Below are 25183 nucleotides of genomic sequence, written 5' to 3'. Positions count from 1 at the left end.
TCAATATCCCTTATTTCTATTTTTCCTCTGCCTAGAGTGACAAAAGAGGGTTAATGATTTGTCTGCCGATGTCGCTGTGGCTTTACAGCAGCCCTTAGAACGTATTTCAGTAGAAATGGTCTTTCGCAGCTTATATTTTTTCGAGCGCGCACGATGCCTACGGCGGGCTACGCCTACGCAAAACCCACAACTACAACTTATTCCTTGGTTAGTAGAGTATCAGCGTTCTATGGGCTTGGTTAAAGCTATTCGCCAACGACACCGACGCAATGCCGCAAGGTCTCTTGACATCTGGGCATCTGCTTTAACTTGACACCAATGGCAACATGCCCGTCCCTTGTATTTCAGGGCTCTCGTGTAAGAATCATCCCTTGATTCAGCAACGCCTCTCTTGCATGGCTGCGATGGGCTACGGCGGGGCGTAGCCCATCGCACTCAGTTTAACCGCCAGCACTATCCTTACCAAGGCTGCGTGGTTGGGCCAATCGTAAATTCGTTCACGTTTGTGTCTTCTGGCTGGTCAATCGCAAACGCCACAACATTGGCTACTCGATCTGGTGAGATGCCATATTGCTCATACAACGCTGTCATTTTTTCAGCCACATCTTGGTTGGTAATCCGATCTAACAACTCAGTATTAATTGCAGCAGGATAAATGGTCGCAGTCCGAATGTTAGTCCCTTCTTGAGCAGACTCCATACGTAGAACTTCCATAAAATCGCGCACGAACCATTTCGTCCCACCATACACCGCACCACCTGGATAAGCTTTTAATCCAGCAACCGATGAAGTTGCGATCGCATGCCCAGACTTTTGACTAATAAACGTTGGTAACACAGCAGCGATACCATTTAGTACACCCTTGATATTGATATCAACTGTTTGATTCCATTCATCCGTTTTCAATGCAGAAAGTGGAGAATTTGGCATTATGCCAGCGTTCAAGAAAATAACATCGACGCTTCCAAATGTTTCCTTGGCAAGGTTGACGATCTGGGCGTTATCAGATGGGTTAACCACATCCATCACTTGATAGACTGCTTGTCCGCCAGCTGTTTGAATTTCATTAACCAGTTGTCTCAATTGTTGCTCGCGTCGCGCGCCCAATACAACTTTAGCGCCTTTGCTTGCAAGCAATTTCGCAGTTGCTTCACCAATCCCTGATGATGCGCCGGTAATAATCACAACTTTGTCTTTAATCATCTTATTCCTCTTTTTGTTGAGTAACTACCTTCAGCGGGGCCATGTCGATGACGAAGCCGTAGCGCACATCCTTATTGCGATTGAACAAGCTCGATTGTCACTTTTACAGAGCCAGGCACATTAAATGCCTCAATGCCACTGTCTATTTTTCCGAGGATTGCGAGTCCGTTTGAGTATCCAAAATCTCGATAATATATCGCCAAATTTCCCCAGGGAGCGTAATAAGCAATATCTCCAACAGCAGGATCGCTGCCTGGGGGTGCATCTTGTGTAGATAATCTTTTTGGCAAATCGCTGATTTTTTCGGTTCTCGCGTAATCTTCTAACGTCAGGGTTAATGGCAGTAGGGAAATAAAATCCTGAGTGGTTTTGCTGTCGATCAAAGTGGCTGTAACGATTTTGTCTTTGACCTTGATGTTTATCTTCATACTGTCTGCCTGCTTGGTTGATATTTCAGTCGGCATCTTCAACGAGGTACTGCTAGTCATACTGTTGTCGGCACGGCAGGCTGAGTAACTCAGGGACATCACTAGGGCGAGAACCAAAATCAGCATTCCCTGCTGGCAGTTTTTCCCCTTGATGGAAAACCATCTCAAAACCATTAAAGTATTCCTTCATACTGCTCGTCGCTGACATGCTCCAGCCAGTCCACGGGCTTGCCGTCGAGCCATTCCTGAATGGCGATGTGCGTCATGGACGTGGTTGCTGTAGCACCATGCCAATGCTTCTCACCCGCCGAAATCCAGATCGTGTCCCCCGGTCGAATTTCCTCGATCGCGCCGCCCCAGCGTTGTACGAGGCCACAGCCAGCTGTCACGATTAGGGTTTGTCCTAATGGATGGGTGTGCCATGCTGTCCTAGCACCAGGCTCAAATGTGACACTGGCTCCAGACGTGCGCGCTGGATTGTGTGCCTCAAACAGGGGGTCAACGCGGACAGTGCCGGTAAAATACTCAGCCGGCCCTTTGGCGGAAGGCTGTGAGCCACTTCGTCTAATGTCCATTTTCTTAATTCCTTTACTTGATGCGATTTTGATGGCTAGTAGGCAAGTCTCTTGCCCAATCAAAACTGAGTTTTATCTTAAATAAAAATCCAGAGTGCTTATAAGAAGCTGAAATCATTTTTCCTTGCTTTAGCTTCATCTTAGGCATTTTCAAGGACAAGTAATAGGACGATCGTCTAAGATTGTTGTACAATCCTGCAAACTTAGAAATGAACGCTGCCAAGATAAATTTAATGAACGACCCGCAGGCAAAGCGCGAGGCAGACAGAGCGCAAGCCAACAGAGACGAACTCAAAGAGCGGATTGCCCAGGTGATTCGTCATGATGGGACGATTGAGCCGATGAAAGGTTTGCACTTCAACCGCGCCTCCTCGCCTTCGGAATGCCTTCATAGTGTCTCTATCCCTGCCTTTTGTGCGATCGCTCAGGGCAGTAAAGAAGTTCTTTTGGGTAGCGATCGCTATCAGTACGACCCAATGAATTATCTGCTTGCTACGGTCGAACTGCCAATTATCAGCCAAATTCTGGAAGCGTCCAAGGCGCAACCGTACTTTAGCCTTCGCCTCGATCTTGACCCCACCCTCGTTGGTTCAGTGATGGTCGAGGCAGGGTATCCCTCATCGCGCAGCCGTGCTGATGTGAAAGCGATTGACGTAAGTCCGTTGAATGCAAATCTGTTAGACGCTGTGGTGCGGCTCGTCAGGCTTTTAGATTCCCCTACTGAAGCTCATGTTCTCGCACCACTGATTAAGCGGGAAATTATTTACCGACTCCTGATGGGAGAGCAAGGCAATCGGCTCCGTCATATTGCAGTTCTGGGTGGCTACACTTACCACATCGCCAGAGCCGTCGAGCGACTTCGTAAAGACTTTAACGAGCCGCTGCGGATTGAAAACATCGCACGAGAAATGGGAATGAGTGTCTCAGGCTTTCACCATCACTTTAAGTCTGTCACGGCAATGAGTCCCTTGCAGTACCAAAAGCAACTGCGGCTCCAGGAGGCTCGCCGTCTAATGCTGGGGGAAAGCCTTGATGCTACCAGTGCTGCCTACCGCGTGGGGTACGACGATGCCTCGCACTTCAACCGGGAGTACAAGCGGCTCTTTGGTGCTCCACCGATGCGCGATGTGGAGCGGCTGCGAGAAGCTGCTAGGGAGACTGCTAGTTCAATATGATCGGCCCTTTCAAGGTCTTGTAATTTCCCTCAAATTATAATTATAGGACTTACGCAATAACTCTCTGAAACTCTCATTCCTTCGTGTCCTTCTCTGACGAGACGCTGCGCGTAGCTTGCTTCTCTGTACGAGTATGCGGTTCTTTTTTCATTATTTTGCGTAAGTCCTGAATTAGTTGAAAAAATATAGTTGCTAGATAGAGAACAGTTAGAATGTTTACAGGTCAAGTGTTTGAGCGTTTTGTAGAAGAAAATCCGGTTTTGGTATAAGCTTTTCTACTTACGACTGTGTGAAATTTTGTGAGTTATTTAATCTACTTTATTTCCAACATTTTTATTGCAAAAATAAGAAATTCTGTTTTCTCGATCAAGCATTAGTTTTAAATACTTTTATCAAATATCCAAAAGTATCTAACTGCACATATTGGTTATGAGAAATAATTTTATTCACTAGCTAATAGCGAGGGTGTAACTTATGACTGTTAAAGGTTCTAAGGATAATCTTCTATTAAATAGATCAATTATTTGAGATTCGGCAAATTAATTAGTGAGATGTATGTTATGGTTTTTATAGGAATCAAAACAAGTGAAAACACAAAAAGACTTCAAGACAAGTTTGAGGCAAGCTCAAGAAAGTTTTTTTGCTCTGGTAAGTCCCCTTCAATTAGCTACATCTTTTTTTAACGAAAATCTAAAACTAGATTGAGTAGGATAGTAGCCTTTGTAACAACTTGAAGTCAATCAAAATTTATCTGGGTATGAGCCAATAAGAGTTGGCTAACCTAGCTAGAGCATTAACCGCCAAAGGCAATTACTCTTGGAGTCTAGGAAGAAAGACTCTTAGTACAGCCTGACAATTCAATAGGAATACAGAATATTTACTAACTTCGTCTTGCGGGAGTAAACATTTTCAACCGCAAACTAAGTTGAAGCAGTTGCTGACTTTTGGAACGAAAACTTCAAGCAGAATGGTGTCGTTCCATAATTTCGAGGAATTTAGCCATAGTGTTAAAAGTCGCCAAGATATTATCTAAGCCAGAGTGTTAGGGTTTGCTTTTGCAGGCATTATATTACTGCACTTGTAACTGCTACTTTTAGGCTGAAATTTATCTTGCTGCATCAATCACGAAACGAGAAGCGCTATAGATTTTCTTGGTTACTTGACATTAGCAAAATCACACAAGTTGTAGCGACCATTTAAGAGTGGATTGCAATTTGGTTGGTTGTGTGGTTCAAGGAACAAATCTGCGTTCATTTGAATTCCTGCTGCAACCACTCTTGAGGCTTGAGCAACCATTTGGGATTGGTTACAACAGCTGATAATGCTGAAGTCATAGTTTCAAAGGCTTCGTTAGTAGGAGATTAGATTTCTCTATCTCTTAAGCTATCGCTTCGTGGGTAAATATGTTCTGAATTTAAATGTTTTGCCAGGATGCGATGTGTAGCAGTAAGCCGCTATGCGTCAACGCCAATAGGCTCTACTTCCCTACGACGCCAAGGGTAAACAACTACATCAAGCTTACGATTCATCAACTAAATCATTGTAGGAAACACAACCATGACTGACGAAAAGATTAGACAAATAGCTTTCTATGGTAAAGGCGGTATTGGTAAATCTACCACTTCTCAAAACACCCTAGCAGCAATGGCTGAAATGGGTCAGCGCGTCCTGATTGTCGGTTGCGACCCCAAAGCTGACTCTACCCGTTTGATGCTACACAGTAAAGCTCAAACAAGTGTTCTTCAATTAGCTGCTGAACGTGGCGCTGTAGAAGATATTGAACTCGAAGAAGTAATGCTGACCGGTTTCCGCGATGTACGTTGTGTGGAGTCTGGTGGTCCTGAACCTGGTGTAGGTTGCGCTGGTCGTGGTATTATCACCGCTATCAACTTCTTGGAAGAAAACGGTGCTTACAAAGATGTTGATTTTGTAAGTTACGACGTTTTGGGTGACGTTGTGTGCGGTGGTTTCGCTATGCCTATCCGTGAAGGTAAGGCACAAGAAATCTACATCGTTACCTCTGGTGAAATGATGGCGATGTATGCAGCTAACAACATTGCTCGTGGTGTTCTCAAATATGCTCACACTGGCGGTGTGCGCTTGGGTGGTTTGATTTGTAACAGCCGTAACGTTGACCGGGAAATCGACTTAATCGAAACCCTGGCAAAACGTTTGAACACCCAAATGATTCACTACGTACCTCGTGACAACATTGTGCAACACGCAGAATTGCGCCGCATGACTGTTAACGAGTATGCACCTGACAGCAACCAAGCTAACGAATATCGGACATTAGGTACAAAGATCATCAACAACAAGAATCTGACTGTCCCCACACCTATCGAGATGGAAGAGTTAGAAGAATTGTTGATTGAATTCGGTATCCTGGAAAGTGACGAAAATACCGCAATGCTAGTTGGTAAGTCTGCGACTGAAGCACCTGTTTAAAGTATTGCTAAGTAAATAATGGTTTAGGGTGGGCTGTTGCCCACCTTTTTCCCACTTTTTGCATTTCTTTGTTTGAATCCTTAATAGAAATATATAGCGATCGCTCGTACTCTGCAATCAACAGCTACGCATCTATAGGAATCCGCTTTGATTCCTGAAATTATTTGCGTAGGGAGGGAACAGGGAACGGGGAACAGGCAAGAAGGAATAAAAGTGTACTGAGTTTTTTTCAAAAATCAAATACGAGTCCTATATGTAGAAGAGATGTTTAGAGATTTTAAAATCGGCGGTTACAAATTAGAAGATACAAATGTTTCTGGCAATCGCTTAATATCTCTAATCTTAATCATTTTTAACTAGAAATTGGTAAAGTATTTATTAGCAACAATGACAGCTATACATCCCTACTCCCAAGTGGAAACATCTCGCAACAAATTAGGAATTTCTCCTTGAGATAAGGGAAACTCTAGCAAAGTTTCTCTAATACCTAAATATCCAGATTCCGCAAACGATAAAAGCATTCGTGAAAGCGCTAGCCAAACCTCCGGTTCGTATTCCCAATCACGATAACGTGAAGCTTGACCGGCAATTGAACGTAGTGCCCAGAAATAAGAATTTCTCACCACCGAACCACCCTTCTTAAACTCTGGTAAATCTTCGTGGTGAATAAAAAGTATTTTATTTTCAATTCTGGCTCTCATAGCAATTTTAGATTTTAGATTAAACATAAATTTTAAGTATGGCCATTATGGCTTTAGTTTAACGCATTATGTTGTACGGCAGAGCATCGTAGTTTCCAAAAAATGCTGTAAAACCTCACTTTTCTATAAAGGTAGGAAAGTGAGGTTTTCTAAATCATGTGAAAAGACATAAGAATGTAAAGACTTGGCAATAATAAAATCTCTACATTGAATACCTAAAAATTGGCGTTTAAACCCACACGAAAAGTAAATCCAGGGCTATATATGCGATTAACTCGCTCATATTGCTCACCGAGTAGATTTTCTAAGTAAACTGTTAGTCCTAAATTGCTAGTTAGAGGTATACGCCCGCTCAAATCTAAATTCACGAAAGACGGTGCAAAATCTGTGGGCTTGTCAGTAGGGTTAGCAAAGATGGATCTGCGAGCGCCACTATTGTAGGTAACATACAAGTTAGCTTGCCAACCTGAATTTTGATAACCCACACCAGTTTGCAGTACAGAGTAGGGAATCAAACCTAATTGTAAACCTTTCTCTGTTCCTGTTTTTATTTGGGAATCTGTATAAGTATAGTTGAGGAAAGTTGACCAGCCAGTGGCAATTTTTAATTGCAATGCAGCCTCTAAACCATTGGTATCTACTAATCCAATGTTTGCCCATTTTCCGGCGATGACTCCCAAGCGATCGCCTATACTACTACCAAAGTAAGTAAACTGTCCAATCAGATTTTCCGAAAAATTAACATCGACTCCCGCAGTCCAAGTTGAGCCAATTTCTGGTCTTAAATCAGGATTAGGTTCCCAACCATGAACTGTATCATAAACATACAACTGATCTAACCCAGGATTGCGTTGTCCCCCTGCCCAACTTCCACGGACTGCTACCATTGGTGTGACGGCATAACGTAACCCAACACTAGGGTTGAGATAATTTCCAAATTGGCTGTCAAAGCTTTGTCTTAGCCCTAAATCTATCAGAAAATTATCGCTAATATTCCAAGTATTGACAGCAAATAAAGCTGCATTGAACAAACTCCGATCTTCAGTTTCGTTATTGCCAATCCTACTAGGATTTGTACTCAAAACATCACCGATTAAATCGGTATTTTTCAAATCTAATCCCCAACGCAATTTATTATTGGAGGTAACTTTCCACTCATGATCTACCCTGGCTGTGAGTTGTTGTGTATCTAAAGCTCCTATACGGTAAAACGATCCTGTAGGCCCATAGGTGCTGAAATAATCTTGGTTATAACCAATTGAGGTTGTTAGGTTAGAGCTTTCGCCATTACCTAGCCGAGTTTTCCAAGATAAGCCAACATTTAAACCATCGTGGTCTAATCTATCTTGTTGGAGAGGAAAGCCAAAATAAATTAAGCCGCGACGACTGCTGAGTTTAGTAACATCTAAATTCAATGAATTTTTTTTATCTAAATCTAGCCCAATGCTACCAAAGTATGTACTTGTAGCGGTATCTGCATTTGATAAAAACCCCTGACTATCACGATTGGCTGCACCTACAGGGACGCGGTAACGGTTATCTGTAAAGAATCTTTCAAAGCTAAAGTTGTATTTGACCTTATCAGATGAACCACCATAAGTCACTTGTTGATTATTTAAACTTAATGAGCCAAATTCTGCGCTACCACTAAATTTAGGTTTGCCATAACCTTCCTTGGTAATGATATTGACAACTCCTCCAAAGGCTGAGGAACCAAATAAAGCGGAGGCTGTACCGCTATATAATTCCACTCGTTCAATTGCCTCTACAGGAATGCTATTTAAATCAGTTCCACCATGATAAATGTTGACATTAGTATTAATTTGTCTACCATTAATCAAAAATACAGATTGATTAATTGAGGCTCCCCGGTAGTATGTACCTGTGTGAATATCTGCACCATGACCTGCATCATTGATTGCAAAACCAGGCATTCTTTTCAAAATATCGGCTAAACTTGCAGCGCCCTGCTTTTTAATTTCTTCTCGATCGATTACGTAAGTTGGAGTAGATTGGGGTAGGTTGTCTGGTTCTGCGATCGCTTCTATAGAAATGTCTGCATCATCGCTCGGAGTTTGCTCTGTTTCTGGCTGAGTTTCTTCTGGATTAACTTCAATCGGTACAGATTCTTGAGTTAATAATTCGGCATTAGTGGCGGGTAGCTCAATTTCACTCAAACTCGGAATATCTGAAATAACTTCGGTTGATTTATTAGTATTTCTCTGCTCAATTTCACTCTCAACAGCATAACTAGGAGATGCTATCAGTAAAGGTAAAGCAACTGTTAGCAACAAAAAATCCTTTTTCACGTTCTCTTTCACACCAAGTAAAAACAGTCACTACGTAGCATTGTGGCTGTAATAGTAAAATCGTGTCAAAAGACACGCTGTCATAGTTTTTCTAAGCAGCAACTAACCGTCTCTAAAAGTATGAAAAGGCAAAATCAAGGGTAATTAAACTCTTTTTCTCCCCACCTTCTTTCTGAAGTTTTAAGCTAAGGCTCCCTTAAATGGGACTTCTCGATGCCCTCTGCCGATCCGAACCGTATTTAAAAAAGGGGTTGACTGGAGAATATATAATCGTTCGGGCGTGTATGTAAAGTACGGTAATCTGTTAAGTATGGCAAGAGATTATTCAACTTACTAGCAAGCAGTGGAAGAATTTGTCACTGTTATCTCCACCATAGCAAGTGAAATAAATAAACTTAATTACAACAACAATGATAGTACTTAAGGAGCTATTATGACTGCACTATCGAATGTAATCTTTACTATTGCTCTTAACGATCCAGAGTTAGATCCAGAAGAAAAGCAGGAAATAGTACAGAATTTATTGAATCGACTCAGCAACCTGGAGGAAGTAGAGCGAGTTGTACGTACAGAAGACCTGAATCCAGAAGAGGGAAGCAAACCAGGGATTTCGTTTTTGGTAGGAATGCTGACAGCAGAAGTGAGTGTAAAGAATATTAAAGGATTTTTGGGTTTTTTAGGCGATCGCTTGGGTGACAAACCAATCAAGGTGACAGTAGAAGCCAATAATAAAAAGGTTGTGCTTGAAGCTAGTAGCCGCCAAGAGCTATTAGAGGCCGAGAGAATAGCAAAGGAACTGCTAGCAACCGTTCAGGGAGACTCGAATGCCTAAGAAGGTTGCACTGCTGATTGGAGTGAGCGAATACGAAGCTGGCTTACCGCTAGTTCCGACAGCTGATAAGGATGTCAAAGCAATGCAGCGAGTGTTAGAAAATCCGCTGTTAGGTAATTTTGACAAAGTAGAAGCACTGGTAAATCCAGATTTAATGACAATGCAAATAGCTATTCAAAAGCTATTTGCAGATTGTAAAAAGGAGGATTTTACCTTTTTGTTTTTCTCTGGTCATGGAATTACAGATGATCATGATGGCAGGCTTTACCTGGCAACTCGTAGCACTCGCAAAGATGCCTTCCATTCAACAGCAGTGCCAGCTAATTTTGTGCAAGATATTATGAAAAGAAGTCCCTCCAGACAGCAAGTTGTGATTCTTGACTGTTGTTATAGTGGAGCTTTTGCTGTGGATTGGCAAGCAAAGTCTACTTGTGAAGGGTGTGCGCTACTTGCATCTTCTACTGCTGCAAGACAATCCTTTGAAGCTGAAGAAGCAGGCATTTATACTCATTACATAGTAGAGGGGATTGAAACTGGTGCCGCAGATCGAGATAAAAATGGCCGAATTACTATTGATGAATTGCATGAGTATGCCAAGGAGAAAGTGCAAGCAATCAGACCGGCAATGAAGCCAGAAATCCAAACATTTAAAGAAGGCTACAAGATTGCGATCGCAAAAGCTCCAAATCCTAAAGAAAGCTCTAGGATTCCAATTGTTAAAACTCCAACTAATAAAACTCAGGTATGGAGATGTATCTACACACTCACTGACCATGCAGATACAGTCAATAGTGTTGCCATCAGTCCTGATGGTCAAATTCTTGCTAGTGGTAGCGCCGATAAAACCATCAAAATTTGGAATCTGAAGACTGGAACACTCTTGGAGACTCTTGAGGGTCATTCACATACAGTGAATAGTGTTGTCATCAGTCCCAATGGTCAAATACTGGCCAGTGGTAGCGCTGATAAAACCATTAAAATTTGGAATCTCAACACGAGAAAACTAGTTCGCAACCTTGGAACTTGGTTCTCTACTGCACATTCAGACTCAGTATATTCTTTAGGAATTACCCCAGATAGTCAAACTCTGATCAGTGGCAGTCGGGATCATACAATCAAGCTATGGAATCTAACGACGGGAAAAGAGATTGGAAAGCTACCTGAAGACTCTTGGGCAGCTTCTTCCCTGGCAATCACTCCCAATGGTCAGGCTATTGCCAGCGACAGTTTAGATCGTACTATTAAGTTGTTTAGTCTAGACACTAAGGAATTATTGCAAACTTTTGCTGGCAATTCTAACTTAGTTTGGGCGATCGCTATCAGTCCAGATGGCAAAACTCTCGCTTGTGGGAGTCAAGAACACACTGTTAAACTGTGGAATTTAAATACTGGGAAACTGCTGCACACCCTCACTGACCATTCCAAACCGATTCATTCCATTACTTTCAGCCTGAATGGTCAAATCCTTGCTAGTGGTAGTTATGACAATACTATTAAGCTGTGGAATGTAGAGAATTGGGAACTTATTTGTACCTTGAGTGGACATAGCGATGGAGTAAACTTTGTCGCTTTTAGTTCAGATTGTATGACTCTTGCTAGCGGTAGTGATGATAAGACAGTGAAAATTTGGCAGTTGTGCTGACTAAGCTAAAACACATCTAATTTGCATGTGGGGTGGGCATCTTGCCATTGGTGTCAAGTTAAGCTCAAACTTCCTATGTCAATAAGCATTTAGGCTTAAAAATTCGGTTTTCAAGGGACAAAAAACGAACTTTTTCATGGACTATTAATGCTTTGTTTATTAGCATCACTCCCAGCTTGCGTATAAAAGTCAGAAAAAAGTTCACCTTTATACTTCGTTCCTCACAAAACCTATCGTTGACAAATGGGTTTTAACGTTAAGTTGACACTAATGGCATCTTGCCCGCCCTGATTATGCAACTTGAATGCTGATTAGCTTAGAGGTTGTTTGAAAAGTATTTTACTATGACTTTAGGCACTTTTATATCTCAAAAGGAATCGCCAATGAAAGCACATCATACCCCACTTGGAGGCTGCGGCATTCCACCGTTCAATAGCAATTCTTCCTTTCGTTGCTGATAATAGTTTTAGAGCTAATTATTCAAGAGGTCTGATTGTGGTCTTTGCTCAAACCAGTCCCCCAGATATAATAACAACTCACCTCACGTTAGACGAGTATCGGGCTATGGAAGAAACAAACCCCGAACGCCATGAATACCGTAACGGAGAGATTATTACTATGTCGGGAGGGTCGGAATCTCACAGTGCGATCGCCAGCAACTTCTTAATTTACTTAGGGTTTTTGCTGAGAGACACGGATTTTCGTTTGTATAATAGCGACTTGCGAGTTTGGATTCCTGAATATCAGTGTGGGACTTATACCGATTTGATGGTTGTTAATGGCGAACCAGAGTTCAATGGCAATCGCAATGATGAAATTTTGAATCCAATGCTTATTGTCGAAGTTCTATCACCCTCGACTGAAGCTTATGATCGAGGGGACAAATTCAGAAAATATCGCTCGATTGCCAGCTTTTGTGAATATCTGCTTGTAAGCCAAACTGAACCCTATATTGAGCAATATCACAACTTGGATCGTAACAGTAACGATTGCTGGCTATGGCAAGTTCACTCTAACCTTGAGCGGACGATTATGTTGCACAGTTTAAACGTAGAAATTCCCCTGACTGAAATCTATCGTCGGATTAATTTTTAGACATCTATCTTCTTAATTTCAGAGCGTAAACTCGTCACCAAAAGAAGCACTCCCAAGAAAGCTAGAAAAAGTAAACAGCATCCAACCCAAACAAATATGCTTTTGGGTTTGCCAATCGTATCTGTCTTCTATCGTCGGGATTCGGTAAATCACTTACCGGACTTGATATCATTGATTACAGGATATGGCAGAGGGAATAGAATAACTTTGCACAGATTGAGCCACAAGCATAACATCACCATTAGCATCGACAATCCATCCTTGAGCCTCTACAATGCGATCGTCAGATTTGGTCATAGATGCAGTAGATGATTTATCCGTGACTCTATATGTTACTTGTTCGGGCAAATCTACCCAACCAGTAATCACTGCTCGTCCTCGCAACGGTTCATTAGGACTTTGAGGTAATCCACCGCGTCCGGTGGCGATAAAACTACTGGCGTTTTGTCTTCCTCTGGGTGTGCAACCTTGGGCAAGTTGTTGGGATGCATCCACGAGGTTAGAGGGTAGTTGAATTAAGCCGCGACTGGGGTCAGTATCTGGACTGTTGATAGTTACTTCGCCAGTGACTCCCAATTCCGAACTCGCTGTAATGTCACTTTTTTCGGTTGGTTTTGGGCGTGACTCAATACCGAAAATACCTTGAGTATTAATTTGGACATTTCCACCTGCACCTGAAAAAGCATTAGCGCTGATGTCACTGTTTTCTTCGGGGATACTAACAATAAATTTAGACTTAATATTAATACTACCACCATCTCCACGCTGTTGTGCTGTGCCTGCGGTGGTGGAAATTTCACTGCCACGGCGCAGCAGTAAAAGCTCTTTTACTGATAGAGTAATGTTTCCTCCATTACCGGATGTCGTTTGCGAGGTAATACTTCCCTGGTCAAGACTCAGAGAGCTTGCTTGTACTTTAAAATCGCCTGCTCTTCCAAGTCCTGTGCTGCTACTGGTTATCTGTGCGCCATTTTTGATAGTCAACTGCCCAGTTTCAATCGTTAAATTCCCGGCATCTCCCACGCCTGTGGTTTGAGTTGTCAAGAGGCTGGGCATCTGACCGTCGGCTGAGGTGCCATTTAGCTCTATAGAGTTAGAAGCATTCACCGTTACGTTTCCTCCTCGTCCCTCGCTCACAGTACGGGCAGACACAAATGCTCCATCCAGGACTTGCAATTTCTCAGTTTTAATTGTCAATTCTCCGGCAGATCCAGTACCTGTGCTTCCAACAAGTAAGCCGCTTCTGTCCTGACCATTTGCCGATGTTCCAATCAGTTGCACTGATTCGGAAGCGGTCACACTCAACCTCCCCCCCGACTGAGCCGAGCCTAAATTGGAAGCTGAGGCTCTTGCCCCATCCCGGACAATAAAGAAGCGAGTTTCAATCGTCAAGTCTCCAGGTTGACCGGAACCTTCCCCCAAAGCAAACAGACCACTAGGTGTCGGATTATCAGCGGATGTTGATGTTCCAATCAGTTGCACCGAATCAGAGGCTCTTACAAACAACAGTCCTCCTTGTCCGGAACTAGTCTTAGCACTAGCAGTTGAGACTTGTGCCCCACCCTGAACAATCAATTGCCCAGTTTCAATGCTCACCGAACCGGCATCTCCGACACCATCAGTCTGAGTTATGATTCTGCTAAAATTCGCACCATCAGCTGATGTTCCACTCAGTTCCACAGAATCAGAGGCTCTTACAGTCACAGTCCCCCCCTGTCCGGAGTTAAAAGTACCAGCTGCTATCTCTGACCCATCCCGGATAATCAACTTTCTAGTGTCAATCGTCAAATTTCCACCAGTTCCGACACCATCAGTTTCAGCTAACAGACGGCTTGCTCCAAGGACTTCCACCAACTCAGAGGCGCGGACGGTAAGTGTCCCTCCCGCTTTTGCTCCTGTGTTATTAGCTACAATCTCTGAACCATCAGCGATTGTGACACGTCTACCCTGCACCTGGATATTGCCGGTGCCTAGTTGAGAACCGACACCTCGTTCAAAACTGGTTTGGATTGTAGCTCCTTTGGTGAGGGATACGTCTGCTAGCGCTACATTATCAGGAAAACTCAAACGCAGATTTTTGTCATCTATATTCAGCCCTACCGTTCCTTCTCCTGCTAATCCTCCCAATTCGACTCGACCATTGAGAACGGACAATTTCCCCCCTTCTAAGTTCACATCACCACCTACCAACAACAAACTTTGATTGGCAGGAAGTCGCAGACCTGTTGTAGATTGATTGGTAATCGATTTGGCAATTTGATTGAATAGCAAAGCTGAAGGATTGACTGTTAGGAGTGGGGGAGAATTAGGAACTGAGGCACTAAACAAGCCTTGCTCACCAAACCCAATGGCATTTGCTGTTGTTGCTACAAACGAACCTCCTATATTAAGTTGGGCATTCGGCCCAAAGATAATCCCCGATGGATTAATCAGAAATAAGTTAGCACTACCTAAGACACCGAGTCTGCCGAAAATCTCGGAGCGGTTCTCCCCTGTCACCCGACTAATAATATTCTCAATCCCATTCGGATTAATGAAAACGACTCGTCCTCCTTCTTTAACGTTGAACTGCTCAAAACTGTGGAATAGATTGCCCCCCCGAATTGCTCCACCGTTTATCAGGTCAAAGTTAGGAGCTAAAGGTGTAACAACAGAACTTTCCTGACCTAATGTATTATCGGGTACTATCTGGGCTAAAGCACACTCGTTGGCTCCTGCGATCGCTGCAACTAAAGTTAATAAGCTTGCCAACCTCAACTGCCACCACTGATAAAATAGGCTTTGAGAGAACACGGGGAAAGTCTCCTTAAAGAATATTTGTAAATTTTTTATCAAGTTACTTGATGATTATTGATGAAACTGAGGAAATTTTGGACAGCGAAGAAGAATAGTAGCCATACTCAATTCATACCCCGCCGAGAAATTCTTTAAGTGGGGTCATTGTTTTTGGAATGTAGTGTCTAAAATTTGGGTTTGCTTAGGCACTACAAGACCAAGCTAATCGAAGAGGTTAGACCCTCAGAAAAAAGCTCAATATCGAGACTGGGTATGAAATTAGGCTTGTTCTCAAGAGTGGCAAATTGGGTTCCCTGGAAGGACAAAGCACCAGTGTTGCTGTTGTAACTGAACTCGTTAGTGGAAGTAGTGCCAAACCCAAATGTGGAAGTCTGAATTTTGTCGCTCTCCAAGTTGCTGAAGTCCTTGATGATGTCAATGCCTTCAGACCTAAAGTTGAAGACAAATGTATCAGCACCTGCATCGCCTGTAAGTGTGTTGTTCCCAGCATCGCCAACGAGTGTGTCGCTACCAGAACCCCCATTTAAGAAGTCGTTACCAGCACCGCCTTCGAGCGTGTCATTACCAACCCCACCAACCAAAATATCGTAGTCCCCATAGCCAAGCAAGTGGTCATTGCCATCGTCGCCAATCAAAAAGTTGTGAGCGGCATTCCCCTCAATTCGATTGTCCAGGGCGTTGCCTATGCCATTCATATCGCTGCTACCTGTGAGAATCAAGTTCTCTAGGTTGTCACCCAATGTGTAGCTGAACGAAGACTCAACCGTATCGGTTCCTTGATTTAAGTATTCTATAATCTTATCGATAAGCGGATTGCTGACTACATTGAGTACATTGTCCGCAAAATTCTGCTTCCCGTATACATAAGTAATATAAGTGTCGTTGCCAGTTCCACCAATTAGGGTATTAACCCCATTACTGGCATCAAGGATGTCATCGCCTTCCTCGCCATACAATACATTGCCACCGTTGTCTTTTCCACTATTCAAATAATCATTGCCCAAACCACCGTACAGTTCGTCACCATTTGCACCACCGTAAAGGCTGTCATTGCCCGGATCGCCATACAGCGTATCGTAACCATCGTTGCCATACAGTACATCGTTGCCTTCCAAACCATAAATATTATCGTCTACCGAGGTACCTTGGATTGTGTCAGAACCTGTGGTGCCGTAGATGAATTCGGTTTTTCCTGACCTCATTTGCGCGACATCAGGGACAACAACAGATGCATTTATATTTACATGGTTATAGTTGTGATTTATAGGATCAATACTGATAACGCTATCATCACTAAAACTATTACCATTTTGAGAGAAGTTTCTAATGATGTCAAAACCATCAGTACTATACACGTACAAGCCAGAATCAAAAACGAGGACATCAATTACATTGTTGAAGACAAACTCATCACCACCACCAAAACCATCAAGAGTGTCATCACCTAAATCGCCGAAGATGGAATCAGTTTCTGAAGTCCCAGTCAGATTGTCGTTACCAAAAGTACCGTTAATAAATGCCATGTCCATCGCTCCTTGTCAAACTATGGTTCAGTGCAGAATTAAGTTTATTTAATGTAAGTTCGACGGCAAACAAAAGCCAGAAAGCTTGCTCTCAGAGGAATTGAAGCAATGGGGGGGGAACAATAACTAATATTTCTGGAGAATGGATTAAAAAAAAGAATAAAAATACAGAGACTAAAAAATATTTAAAAAAAATCATGCGCCAGTGCGATGCCGAACACGAGTGCGTCTCCAAGAGTTGGCAGCAAACTACACTTTTTATTCTTTTGTGACACCTCCTCAAATTTCCATTTCCTCTTCTGGTAATTCTTTTGCAATTATGGATAATGAACAACTTTTTGGGAGTGCTAGTGCATTTTCTTTCATGATTGATATATGTTAAAAAGCTGGTTACAACCGCTAATCAACAGCATACTTGAATGGGGAAACAACCGTTTACAAGTTGCATAAATGAAACAAAAGTTTTTAATGTCATACCAGAGAATATTCAGAGATTGCAAAAATTAATGAATAATTCAAAAAAAGAAGAAGTTTTAATTTGATTTTCTATTTCTACATCCAGAATTCCCCAGATGCTTGGTGAATCATTCCCAATATTGGGAAACTTGTAGTGGGAAAAAAGCTCATAAATTCCCACTACCAGAAATTATTAACGGGCAAGTCCCAGATACTCCTGGTTATTTTTACCCGCTTTTGGATTAATATTATTTCTTAAGTTGCTCGTAATTTTAAGCGATGTCTACGACGGGCTACGCCTACGCACTCCAGAGATAATCAAGAAAACCCTTATATGGTTAGATATAGCTCCCTCTGTCACTCTCCGAAAACTTGTGCCATTTCTGAATTCTAGAGCTTTTAAAGCATATCTTCAGAGCAAAGTTTTTGCTTGAGCTTCTTGAGTCGACTATGGATGTCATTTAAGAGCAATAATGTATCTTGCAACGTTTCATTAGCTGCACTTACTGTCAGTACTTCTTTAGCGCTAACTTCTTGCGCTTGTCGCATTGCTGAGACTGATATTTCAATATCTTGATGATAAGCACTTTCGATTTGCTGCTCAAGTTTACTGGCAATACTATTATACAAAGAACGAATTTCTTGAATAATAGCTAGCTTAAAATCTGGCAAGGCGATTTGTAGTTTTTGTTGGTAACTAACCGCTTGCCTTGATGGCCCTAACTCTTGCGTTTTCCTGATGATGAGGTCAGCAACAAAAGTAGATGGTTCGCACTCTGCCAATATTTCTAAAGCATCAAAGTTTATCCACGGATGTTCATGAGAAGTTACTTTCTCTCCCGAACTTTTACCATCTACTATATTGCTACTGACATCAGTTAAAAGTTGTAAATCCCTGAGAATTGCTTTCTGAACTTTCTTAATAGTTTCAAAAAGAATGGGTTTATGAACACTCAGACAGTTATTAATCGCTTCCCTGAGTGAATTTGTCAAAAATAACTGGAAATGTCGTTTAATCTCCTCAACTTTAAAGTTAGCAATGGCAGCAATTGCTTCAGTTTCTAAGCGGTTCATAAACTCATTCATCCACTGACAAGCTTGATCGCACATTTGATTAATATCATCTTTCATCACCTTTATATGCTGTGCAATCTTAGCGGATAATTCCGAGGTTGGATCTTCGCATTGGTCAATGGCTCGACTTAAACGCTCTCGGTCTGTTTGCATAGCATTACGCAGAAGCAACAAGCTATCGCTAAATTCTTGTAACATCTGTTCTAGATGATCGGTGGCTCGGTCGAGTTGAATTAAATCACGCTGCAAATGAATACTTTCTTCCAAAGATTTGCGAAATTCATTGAAGGATTTTTCTAATTTTGGTGCAGAAGCAGGATTTGGCCTGGGAAGAGATTCAAGACGACAAAACTCATCGAAAGCACTGATTCCAAAAAGTTGAGGATTAGGAAACAAGCGGCTAATCTTTTTTTGGGTGCTTTTTAATAATCTTTCTACCTCTTGTTCTGTCTGAATATTATCCATCATATTCAGAGTAAAAAAGACTTTGGGAAAATCTTGAGGTAAGACAGACATTTGCAAAAATTTTTGTTCTGATTCTGCAAACGGAGAGAGGGCTGATACTACGAATACTACTGCATCAGCTTGTAAAAGATAAGTATGAACTTGACGATCAAAACGCTTAAAAACATCCCCAGTTCCAGGAGTATCCACAAGACGTACCCCTCGCAACCATTCAACGGGCGTCTCAATTTTTAAATGGCTAGCTGTCTGAGGAAGAGTTTCTAAAATTGAACTAAGTTGCTCTGACTTTAGTTCCTCTGTTTCTATCTGAATTTGCCCACCATCACTCAAACAAACATGAATCTTCGGTTCTGAACCATACTGAATGTGATTAATTGTCACTGTTTCTGTTGTCACGTCTGTGGTAACAACAGATTGCCCTAATAAAGCATTAATTAATGTTGATTTACCTCGTTTGAAGTCACCTATAACAACGAGAACAAAGTCTGCTTCCAAACGAGTGAGAATTTGGGAAATTTGACTCTGTATCTGTTTGAGTAGCCTTTTACCTATAGTATTTTGAACTTTTTCTAGGCGCAATCCTTCGGAAAAATCATTGATAATTTCTAGAAACTCTTGGTGCAAATAGCTGAAGTCATAGCTGATATATTTAGTTGGTGATTCCATAAAAAGCCTTAATATCCTTTAGGTAGTACGCGAACAACCCGCTCGCACAAATTATCAGTTTCTTCTTTGCTGCGTGCATCTTGTAAAGACGATTCCGACCGCCAGGAATGGAAAATATCACACTCAGCAAACAGGTGGAGTGCAGCAATTCGTTTGGAAATCAACGGGTGAGTATTGAAAAGCTCTATCAGATGGAGGGGAGTAGATTGAACTTTATTCAATTGTTTACGAAATTCCTCAATATTGATTTTTCCCAAGTAATCGCCACCACCAGTTATCAATTTTATCAGGGCACTTTCCGCCGTATTGATATCACCAGAACAAATCAATCCGGCGCGATCGCAAGTAATTTCTGCACATCGACTCCAGCGTTTAAAAAATATCGTCAGTCCGCCTTGAATAATTGGTTCCAACATTCCGTGAGTTGGAACTACTTGTAAAACTCCTTGTGCTAATTGGTTTGTCATAATTTCACAAACAGTGTTATAAACACCATGCAAATTGTGAATATGACCGCATTCATGACCAATAACAAACTTGAGTTCTTCAGGTGTAAAAGATTCGACAATATCACTTGAAAGAACAATAATTGGTGCAACGTCATCAGTGGCGATCGTGTATGCATTAGAAGTAGAATCTCGGTAAATAAAAATCTGCGGAACACCAATACCCAATCTATGAGCGCAATCTTCACCAAGGGCGTGGATTTTAGGATACTGCTGCGGGCCAACAGCAATACTTTCCATCAGATGTAGTTGCTGGACAACAGGAACCGCCCAACCAACTAAGGTTTGCACCATTGCTCTAACTGGCCCCATAGCCATCAATTGCTGGCGTAGTTTTTGATCTAGAGAAAAGGCATAGTCGGGAATTCCACCTACTAAGTGAGCAGATATTTGGCGATCGCGTATTTCCAAATAATGACCAAAATTGAGGTCAACAGCCGCAGTCGGATTGGGAACTGATGGATTTTCCATAATTCATATCTAAAACTGTAAAATTCGTTGTATGGAGTGTGAGGTACGATCAAATCTCAAACCTCACAGCCTTGCAAATTTTTAAACACTCATGATTTCGACAAGTTCTTGAGAGCGTCTTTGGGCGCTACCAAGAATTCTCTCTGTTTCTGCCCGAATTTCATCAAGTTCTTTATGTTCTGCTTCGGTTTGAGTTTCATTTTGCTGCCGTTTTCGGTTGAGTTCATAAAGAGTACTCTGAGTATTATCCAGTAAAGCCTCGACCTCTTGACTTAGTGTTTGTTTGAGATGCTCAAAACTTGTAGAAATGTGATCCTCAACTTTATGATTAATCGGATTTGATTTCAGTTGTTTTTCAATTTCCTTGATAATAGCTTCCTTGTAATTTTCCTTAAAGGTTTCCAATTGCTCACCACCAAACACCAATTTGGTGAGCCAACCTCCTGTAAAAACGGACACAACACTAATAGCAATAAGTGCAGGCCAGGTAATTGGGAACCCGATTAACCCAGCTAATACCCCAGCACCAATTGCTGTACCAACGCTACCAGCCGCACCAACTGCTGCACCTTTAACACCAGCCGTCCGAAAACCTGACCAGATACCACCAAATCCAGTGAATACAGCTAAAGCAGCAGCAATCGCTTCTCCACCTGCATTTCTTTTGCGATTAGAATTAGCTTCAACATCAATAAATTGCATTTCAATGCGATTTAAGACTGTAACTACAGAGTTAGCAAAATCTTTTAATCGGTCTACTTCTTCTACCAACCCCCGTTGAATCTCTATCTGAATTTTATCTGCCAACTTTTGCCCTGCATTTTGCAAGCTAGTAGAAACTTTGCGACCCAGTTTTTCAGCCAAAGCTTTCTTGTTATTCAAGTCCTTGGAAGTTATTGTTGTTGAATCAATGACTTGCAGGGCTGTTTGCTTCAAATCATCTTCTAGCTTATTGAGTAAAGGTCTGACATTATATCTGACATTTTCAGCCGCTTTATCAATGAGCTGCATTTCGTCTTTTTTTCGGCTTCGCAACTCTGCAATTTCTGCAATAGAGGTTTCGTAGGTTTTCTCAAAATCTTCTAACTTCATTTTGAGGGCACTTTCTTGAATGTTAATTGTTGATAAAATTTCTCCAGATGTAGCGATCGCTCTATTTAAAGGTACTTGCAACTCAATTGCTCCTCGCTCTCTAACCAGAAATTGCTCTAAAGCCTTTTCAAATTCAACAAAACGGCTTTCAGCAAGCAATTCATCATCTTTGCTATGCTTCGCTTCTAAAGCTTGGTAAGCAGAAAGACCAAAAACTTTTGGGTCTCCAATCTTTTTCAAGTAAACTTCATATTCTGCCGAGTTTTCACCCCACTGTTGTGCCGCTCGCTCTAACACATATTCTCTAATACGCTTTTTCACACTGGCAATTACTTTGTCAGCATCTCCAGGTCGATTGCAGCGGTCAATTCCAGTAACTACAAAAATCACACGACCCAAGTCATTTGTTAATAGTTTGTTCTCTAAAAAGTCCCGTTCGACTTCTGAAACAGGTGATTGAGCCATGATTACTAAAATAGCAGCATCAACTCTAGGTAACACTGAAAGTGTTACACCAGTCATGCTAGGGTCGTCATTCAATCCTGGTGTGTCAATAATATCTACATTGTTTTTACAATAAGTAGCTGGATAATATACAACAGCCTCTTTCACCGTTGCCGCCTTTGCTTCAGCTTCTGGTGTTAACTTCGTCACATAATTAGCAAGTTCGTCAATAGCTATCTTCTCTTTTTCGCCATCTATAAATTCCACTTCCACATAGGAATTTAAACTATAAGTAACGCGATTGAGAGTAGCGGAACATGGTTCAATATCTGATGGTAAAATTTCCTGACCTAGTAGAGCATTAATAAATGTACTCTTGCCGCGTTTAAACTCTCCAACAACTGCAACCCAGAAAGTCTTCTCCTCAATTCGTTGTAAAACATCATCAATTGATGAAATTGACTGGTGGAGATTAAGTTTTTCCGAAAATGATCGCAGTCTCTTCAAATCAACGACTAAGTTATTCGCTAGTTTGTTGTAATCTGTGAGTGATGCTAGAGGAGCATTATGATTATTTCCAGCTTCCATTTTCAATCCTCTCTAGGTGATTTATTGAATAAATATTTAGGTTTTAAATCATCAAATTTCAGTCTTTGTCGCTAAGTCTGTTAATGCCCAAGAGACTCAAAATCTGGAGCAAAATAAACAAAATTTGCTGTAGCTTGGGCTTAACATCTCTTAGCTTGCTGGTCACTGTTTGGTTGGTGCGATACGGCGGGCTTTACCTACCCGAAGTTTATTCGCTAGCTACCTTTGCAAGCAGTCTGATGAGTAATACATCTTGCGATGCACTGTTTTCGGATGAGGTTTTGGATTATTGTCAGTATTTCTTGATATAGTTGGCAGTTTTATCTTATTAGAGATGCCAAAGCCTATGTTATTGAAGGCTTGCTGCTGTTCAGCAAAAATGATAATTTTACAGACTACTTTACAAAGGTCGTGCAGTTTGATAATATTACTTGTTTGTAGTTAAACGAGTACCACATTTAATACAAAACCTACAAGTGGATTCATTCGCATAACCGCAATTTATACAAGTTTTTTTCTCAAAATTATCGTGCTTATCCAGATTGATATTTTGGTAAAGTTGCTCAGATAAAATCAAAGCATTATTTAGAATAGTTTGCGTTTCGTTACGCATTGTATCGAGTATTTTCCGCTGATTTTCAGCCAAAGCTTGTTGTTTTCCTTGGACTTTAGCAAGTGTATTCTGAACGTTTTCAATCCAGGAATTAATTTCTCGATCTACTTTAACTTTTAGGACTTCTAAATTTTTGTATACTTGATAAATGTACTCATCAACTGCTTGTTTAGTTTGGTGCGATCGCAATTGGTTTTCAATCTCTGCAATTACCTTAGATTTATAATTAGTTTTCAAGTTCTTGGCTTTTTGCAAATTGCCAAATCCCACACCTACAGCTTTTCCTAAAGAATCAAATAAAGAACCAGCTACATCACCGATGACACTAGATAAACCACTCAATTCAGATTTAAAAATAAATGTTTCTGAACTGCAAGTAAATAAAATTAGTAAATTACTAGATTGCTCTCGATTGAATTGCTCAAAAGCTTGATTAAGCGAGTTACTTCTTTGCAGTGACGAGGTTTGAAAACCTAAATCATCATCAATTTGAGTTAAATGTATTTCAACACTATGCATCACTTCAGGCGCTATTTCTAGCAAACTCTGCATTTGCCATACTGCTGCTGATAACTCTTGCTTGATGACATTTTGAATTTGCTCTACTATTATTTGGCTAGCGCTTTGCACAGCACTTGAGATGTATGTAGCACATTGTTGCTGTAATTTTATGCCATCCGTAGAATTTACCTCTATTGATTCAATAACTCGCTCAACAGTCTGTTTTAAGCGATTTTCTAACTGTTGTATTAATAAATTTACTTGGCTTTTAATTTTGTCATTATTAGGATTAACCAGCAATATTTTTTTTGTTTTTATTTTGTTGAAATTTAAAATTATATTTTGAAGTTGATAACATTTATTACTGAGATTTTGTTGTTGTAGTTCTAATTCATATTGCTGATTATTAATTATTTGGATAATTTCTGTAGCTATAGCGCTTACGTTATTAACAACCACTTGTAAAATAATTTTTTCCCGATCTTCTCGCAGAAGCTTCTGTAGCGCCAATTCAAATTTTCCAAAATGGCTCTGGTTTAAAAGTGCATCATTGTTATTAACTTTAGCTGACAATGCTTGGTAAGCAGAAAGACCAAAAACCTTTGGTTTACCAATCTTATTTAAATAAAATTTATATTCTTGAGAATTTGCATCAAACTGTTGTTTCGCCCAATCTTCTACAAAAGATGCGATCCGTTTTTCAATAGTTTTAACTACTTTATCTGCATCCTGTGAGCGTTTGAAGTGGTCAATTCCTGTGGCTATAAATATGATACAACCAAGGCTATTTGTTAATAACTTTTGAGTGATAAAATTTCCTTCAGATTCAGCGAAAGGTGCTAAAGCTGATGTTACCATAATAGCAGCGTCAACCTTTTGAATAATTGAAAGGGTTACTGCCGTCATATTTTCATCGTCACTCAAGCCTGGTGTATCGATAATTTCTACATTATTTCGACAACAGTTTACTGGATAATAAATGACTGCTTCTTTCACAGTCATGGCAACAGCTTCACATTCTGGTGTTAGTTTTGTCACAAAACTAGGCAGTTTATTAATCGCTATCTCACGCTGTTCATCATCTTTAAATATTATTTTGACCAATGGTTGCGATCCATAAGTCACGCGGTTGAGAGTAGCAGTTGTAGGCAAGACATCAGAGGGCAGGATTTCCTGTCCTAGTAAAGCGTTGATAAATGTACTTTTGCCTCGTTTAAATTCTCCGACAACTGCAATAGAAAATGAATTTGTTTCTAGCCGATTTATAGCATTGTCAATTAGTTGACAATTATTTTCTAAATGTAGTTTTTCAGAAAAATTTCTTAACTGTTTTAAATTCCCCACCAGTGTAAGCACAACTTGCTTATAATTGGCAGCAAATAACATAGTAATTTTTATAGTGCTATTATGTATAGCATAATTCAAAACTACTCACAACTACAAAAAAAATCCTAGTTTTTTAACTGTGTTTTATTATACGTAAGTAGAAAAATTCCATTAAAGCGATTTCTAATTCAGACGGTATATTTTGTTGCAGAGTTTCCCGCAAATATAAGTCCTTGGGTTTAAAACCCTTACTC

17 protein-coding genes are annotated in these 25183 nt (G+C 40.9%); 6 read left to right on the top strand and 11 right to left on the bottom strand.

Annotation, left to right across the window (positions count from 1 at the left end; translation table 11 throughout):
• The first annotated feature begins 58 nt into the window (after positions 1–58).
• Complete coding sequence (locus ACM0OX_RS14055; protein ID WP_414515537.1) at positions 59–313, top strand: hypothetical protein; 255 nt, start codon at positions 59–61, stop codon at positions 311–313.
• 146 nt (positions 314–459) lie between these two features.
• On the opposite strand, the gene ACM0OX_RS14050 is transcribed toward ACM0OX_RS14055, so the two are convergent.
• The 3 genes from ACM0OX_RS14050 to ACM0OX_RS14040 all read right to left on the bottom strand — a co-directional run bounded on the left by ACM0OX_RS14050 (position 460) and on the right by ACM0OX_RS14040 (position 2206).
• Positions 460–1203: an SDR family oxidoreductase gene (locus ACM0OX_RS14050; protein WP_414515535.1), complete on the bottom strand. Its 744-nt coding sequence runs from the start codon at positions 1201–1203 to the stop codon at positions 460–462.
• A gap of 71 nt (positions 1204–1274) precedes the next feature.
• A complete protein-coding gene (locus tag ACM0OX_RS14045) occupies positions 1275–1805 on the bottom strand; it encodes a cyclophilin-like fold protein (RefSeq protein WP_414515534.1) in 531 nt (176 codons plus the stop codon).
• Positions 1805–2206, bottom strand: coding sequence for a cupin domain-containing protein (locus ACM0OX_RS14040; protein ID WP_414515532.1), 402 nt, complete (start codon positions 2204–2206; stop codon positions 1805–1807). Before ACM0OX_RS14040 ends, ACM0OX_RS14045 begins: the two co-directional genes overlap by 1 nt.
• A gap of 233 nt (positions 2207–2439) precedes the next feature.
• Here ACM0OX_RS14040 and ACM0OX_RS14035 point away from each other — a divergent pair, with 233 nt between their 5' ends.
• Both ACM0OX_RS14035 and nifH read left to right on the top strand, forming a co-directional pair.
• The gene (locus tag ACM0OX_RS14035; protein ID WP_414515531.1) at positions 2440–3381 is read left to right on the top strand and encodes an AraC family transcriptional regulator; all 942 of its coding nucleotides are present in this window, start codon (positions 2440–2442) and stop codon (positions 3379–3381) included.
• A gap of 1557 nt (positions 3382–4938) precedes the next feature.
• Positions 4939–5829, top strand: coding sequence for a nitrogenase iron protein (nifH, locus tag ACM0OX_RS14030; protein ID WP_335009683.1), 891 nt, complete (start codon positions 4939–4941; stop codon positions 5827–5829).
• Between the two features lie 404 nt (positions 5830–6233).
• Here nifH and ACM0OX_RS14025 read toward each other — a convergent pair whose 3' ends face one another.
• Both ACM0OX_RS14025 and ACM0OX_RS14020 read right to left on the bottom strand, forming a co-directional pair.
• Positions 6234–6530 carry a hypothetical protein gene (locus tag ACM0OX_RS14025; protein ID WP_194043762.1) on the bottom strand — a complete coding sequence of 99 codons (297 nt, stop codon included), beginning with the start codon at positions 6528–6530 and terminating at the stop codon, positions 6234–6236.
• A gap of 215 nt (positions 6531–6745) precedes the next feature.
• Entirely contained in the window at positions 6746–8839 is a 2094-nt protein-coding gene (locus tag ACM0OX_RS14020; RefSeq protein ID WP_414515529.1) for a TonB-dependent receptor plug domain-containing protein, read from the bottom strand.
• 433 nt (positions 8840–9272) lie between these two features.
• On the opposite strand from ACM0OX_RS14020, the gene ACM0OX_RS14015 reads away from it, so the two are divergent.
• The 3 genes from ACM0OX_RS14015 to ACM0OX_RS14005 all read left to right on the top strand — a co-directional run bounded on the left by ACM0OX_RS14015 (position 9273) and on the right by ACM0OX_RS14005 (position 12408).
• Positions 9273–9671, top strand: coding sequence for a hypothetical protein (locus tag ACM0OX_RS14015; RefSeq protein ID WP_335198843.1), 399 nt, complete (start codon positions 9273–9275; stop codon positions 9669–9671).
• A complete protein-coding gene (locus ACM0OX_RS14010; RefSeq protein WP_414515528.1) occupies positions 9664–11313 on the top strand; it encodes a caspase, EACC1-associated type in 1650 nt (549 codons plus the stop codon). The genes ACM0OX_RS14015 and ACM0OX_RS14010 overlap by 8 nt, the downstream gene beginning before the upstream one ends.
• A 495-nt stretch (positions 11314–11808) precedes the next feature.
• Positions 11809–12408 carry a Uma2 family endonuclease gene (locus ACM0OX_RS14005; RefSeq protein ID WP_335198848.1) on the top strand — a complete coding sequence of 200 codons (600 nt, stop codon included), beginning with the start codon at positions 11809–11811 and terminating at the stop codon, positions 12406–12408.
• 168 nt (positions 12409–12576) lie between these two features.
• Here the strand turns inward: ACM0OX_RS14005 and ACM0OX_RS14000 are convergent, their stop codons facing one another.
• The 6 genes from ACM0OX_RS14000 to ACM0OX_RS13975 form a co-directional block, all read right to left on the bottom strand.
• On the bottom strand, positions 12577–15201 hold the full coding sequence (locus ACM0OX_RS14000) for a filamentous hemagglutinin N-terminal domain-containing protein (protein WP_414515526.1): 2625 nt from the start codon (positions 15199–15201) through the stop codon (positions 12577–12579).
• Positions 15202–15392: 191 nt separating this feature from the next.
• On the bottom strand, positions 15393–16727 hold the full coding sequence (locus tag ACM0OX_RS13995) for a calcium-binding protein (RefSeq protein WP_414515524.1): 1335 nt from the start codon (positions 16725–16727) through the stop codon (positions 15393–15395).
• Between the two features lie 855 nt (positions 16728–17582).
• Positions 17583–19388: a dynamin family protein gene (locus tag ACM0OX_RS13990; protein WP_414515523.1), complete on the bottom strand. Its 1806-nt coding sequence runs from the start codon at positions 19386–19388 to the stop codon at positions 17583–17585.
• 8 nt (positions 19389–19396) lie between these two features.
• Positions 19397–20365, bottom strand: coding sequence for a M48 family metallopeptidase (locus tag ACM0OX_RS13985; protein ID WP_414515521.1), 969 nt, complete (start codon positions 20363–20365; stop codon positions 19397–19399).
• Positions 20366–20446: 81 nt separating this feature from the next.
• On the bottom strand, positions 20447–22489 hold the full coding sequence (locus ACM0OX_RS13980) for a dynamin family protein (RefSeq protein WP_414515519.1): 2043 nt from the start codon (positions 22487–22489) through the stop codon (positions 20447–20449).
• Between the two features lie 427 nt (positions 22490–22916).
• Positions 22917–24989, bottom strand: a complete 2073-nt coding sequence (locus tag ACM0OX_RS13975; RefSeq protein ID WP_414515517.1) for a dynamin family protein — start codon at positions 24987–24989, stop codon at positions 22917–22919.
• Positions 24990–25183 lie beyond the last annotated feature (194 nt).

This window comes from Nostoc sp. PCC 9305, assembly GCF_963920915.1.
In the GTDB taxonomy this organism is placed as follows: domain Bacteria; phylum Cyanobacteriota; class Cyanobacteriia; order Cyanobacteriales; family Nostocaceae; genus Nostoc.
Note: the sequence above shows the minus strand (reverse complement) of the source record. Positions and strands in the feature narration are given on the sequence as shown.

Excerpts from the sequence above, each read along its gene's own strand:
- ACM0OX_RS14050 (WP_414515535.1), bottom strand. The coding sequence starts at position 1,203 with ATGATTAAAGACAAAGTTGTGATTATTACCGGCGCATCATCAGGGATT.
- ACM0OX_RS14045 (WP_414515534.1), bottom strand. The coding sequence starts at position 1,805 with ATGGTTTTGAGATGGTTTTCCATCAAGGGGAAAAACTGCCAGCAGGGA.
- ACM0OX_RS14040 (WP_414515532.1), bottom strand. The coding sequence starts at position 2,206 with ATGGACATTAGACGAAGTGGCTCACAGCCTTCCGCCAAAGGGCCGGCT.
- ACM0OX_RS14035 (WP_414515531.1), top strand. The coding sequence starts at position 2,440 with ATGAACGACCCGCAGGCAAAGCGCGAGGCAGACAGAGCGCAAGCCAAC.
- nifH (WP_335009683.1), top strand. The coding sequence starts at position 4,939 with ATGACTGACGAAAAGATTAGACAAATAGCTTTCTATGGTAAAGGCGGT.
- ACM0OX_RS14025 (WP_194043762.1), bottom strand. The coding sequence starts at position 6,530 with ATGAGAGCCAGAATTGAAAATAAAATACTTTTTATTCACCACGAAGAT.
- ACM0OX_RS14015 (WP_335198843.1), top strand. The coding sequence starts at position 9,273 with ATGACTGCACTATCGAATGTAATCTTTACTATTGCTCTTAACGATCCA.
- ACM0OX_RS14010 (WP_414515528.1), top strand. The coding sequence starts at position 9,664 with ATGCCTAAGAAGGTTGCACTGCTGATTGGAGTGAGCGAATACGAAGCT.
- ACM0OX_RS13995 (WP_414515524.1), bottom strand. The coding sequence starts at position 16,727 with ATGGCATTTATTAACGGTACTTTTGGTAACGACAATCTGACTGGGACT.
- ACM0OX_RS13990 (WP_414515523.1), bottom strand. The coding sequence starts at position 19,388 with ATGGAATCACCAACTAAATATATCAGCTATGACTTCAGCTATTTGCAC.
- ACM0OX_RS13985 (WP_414515521.1), bottom strand. The coding sequence starts at position 20,365 with ATGGAAAATCCATCAGTTCCCAATCCGACTGCGGCTGTTGACCTCAAT.
- ACM0OX_RS13980 (WP_414515519.1), bottom strand. The coding sequence starts at position 22,489 with ATGGAAGCTGGAAATAATCATAATGCTCCTCTAGCATCACTCACAGAT.
- ACM0OX_RS13975 (WP_414515517.1), bottom strand. The coding sequence starts at position 24,989 with ATGTTATTTGCTGCCAATTATAAGCAAGTTGTGCTTACACTGGTGGGG.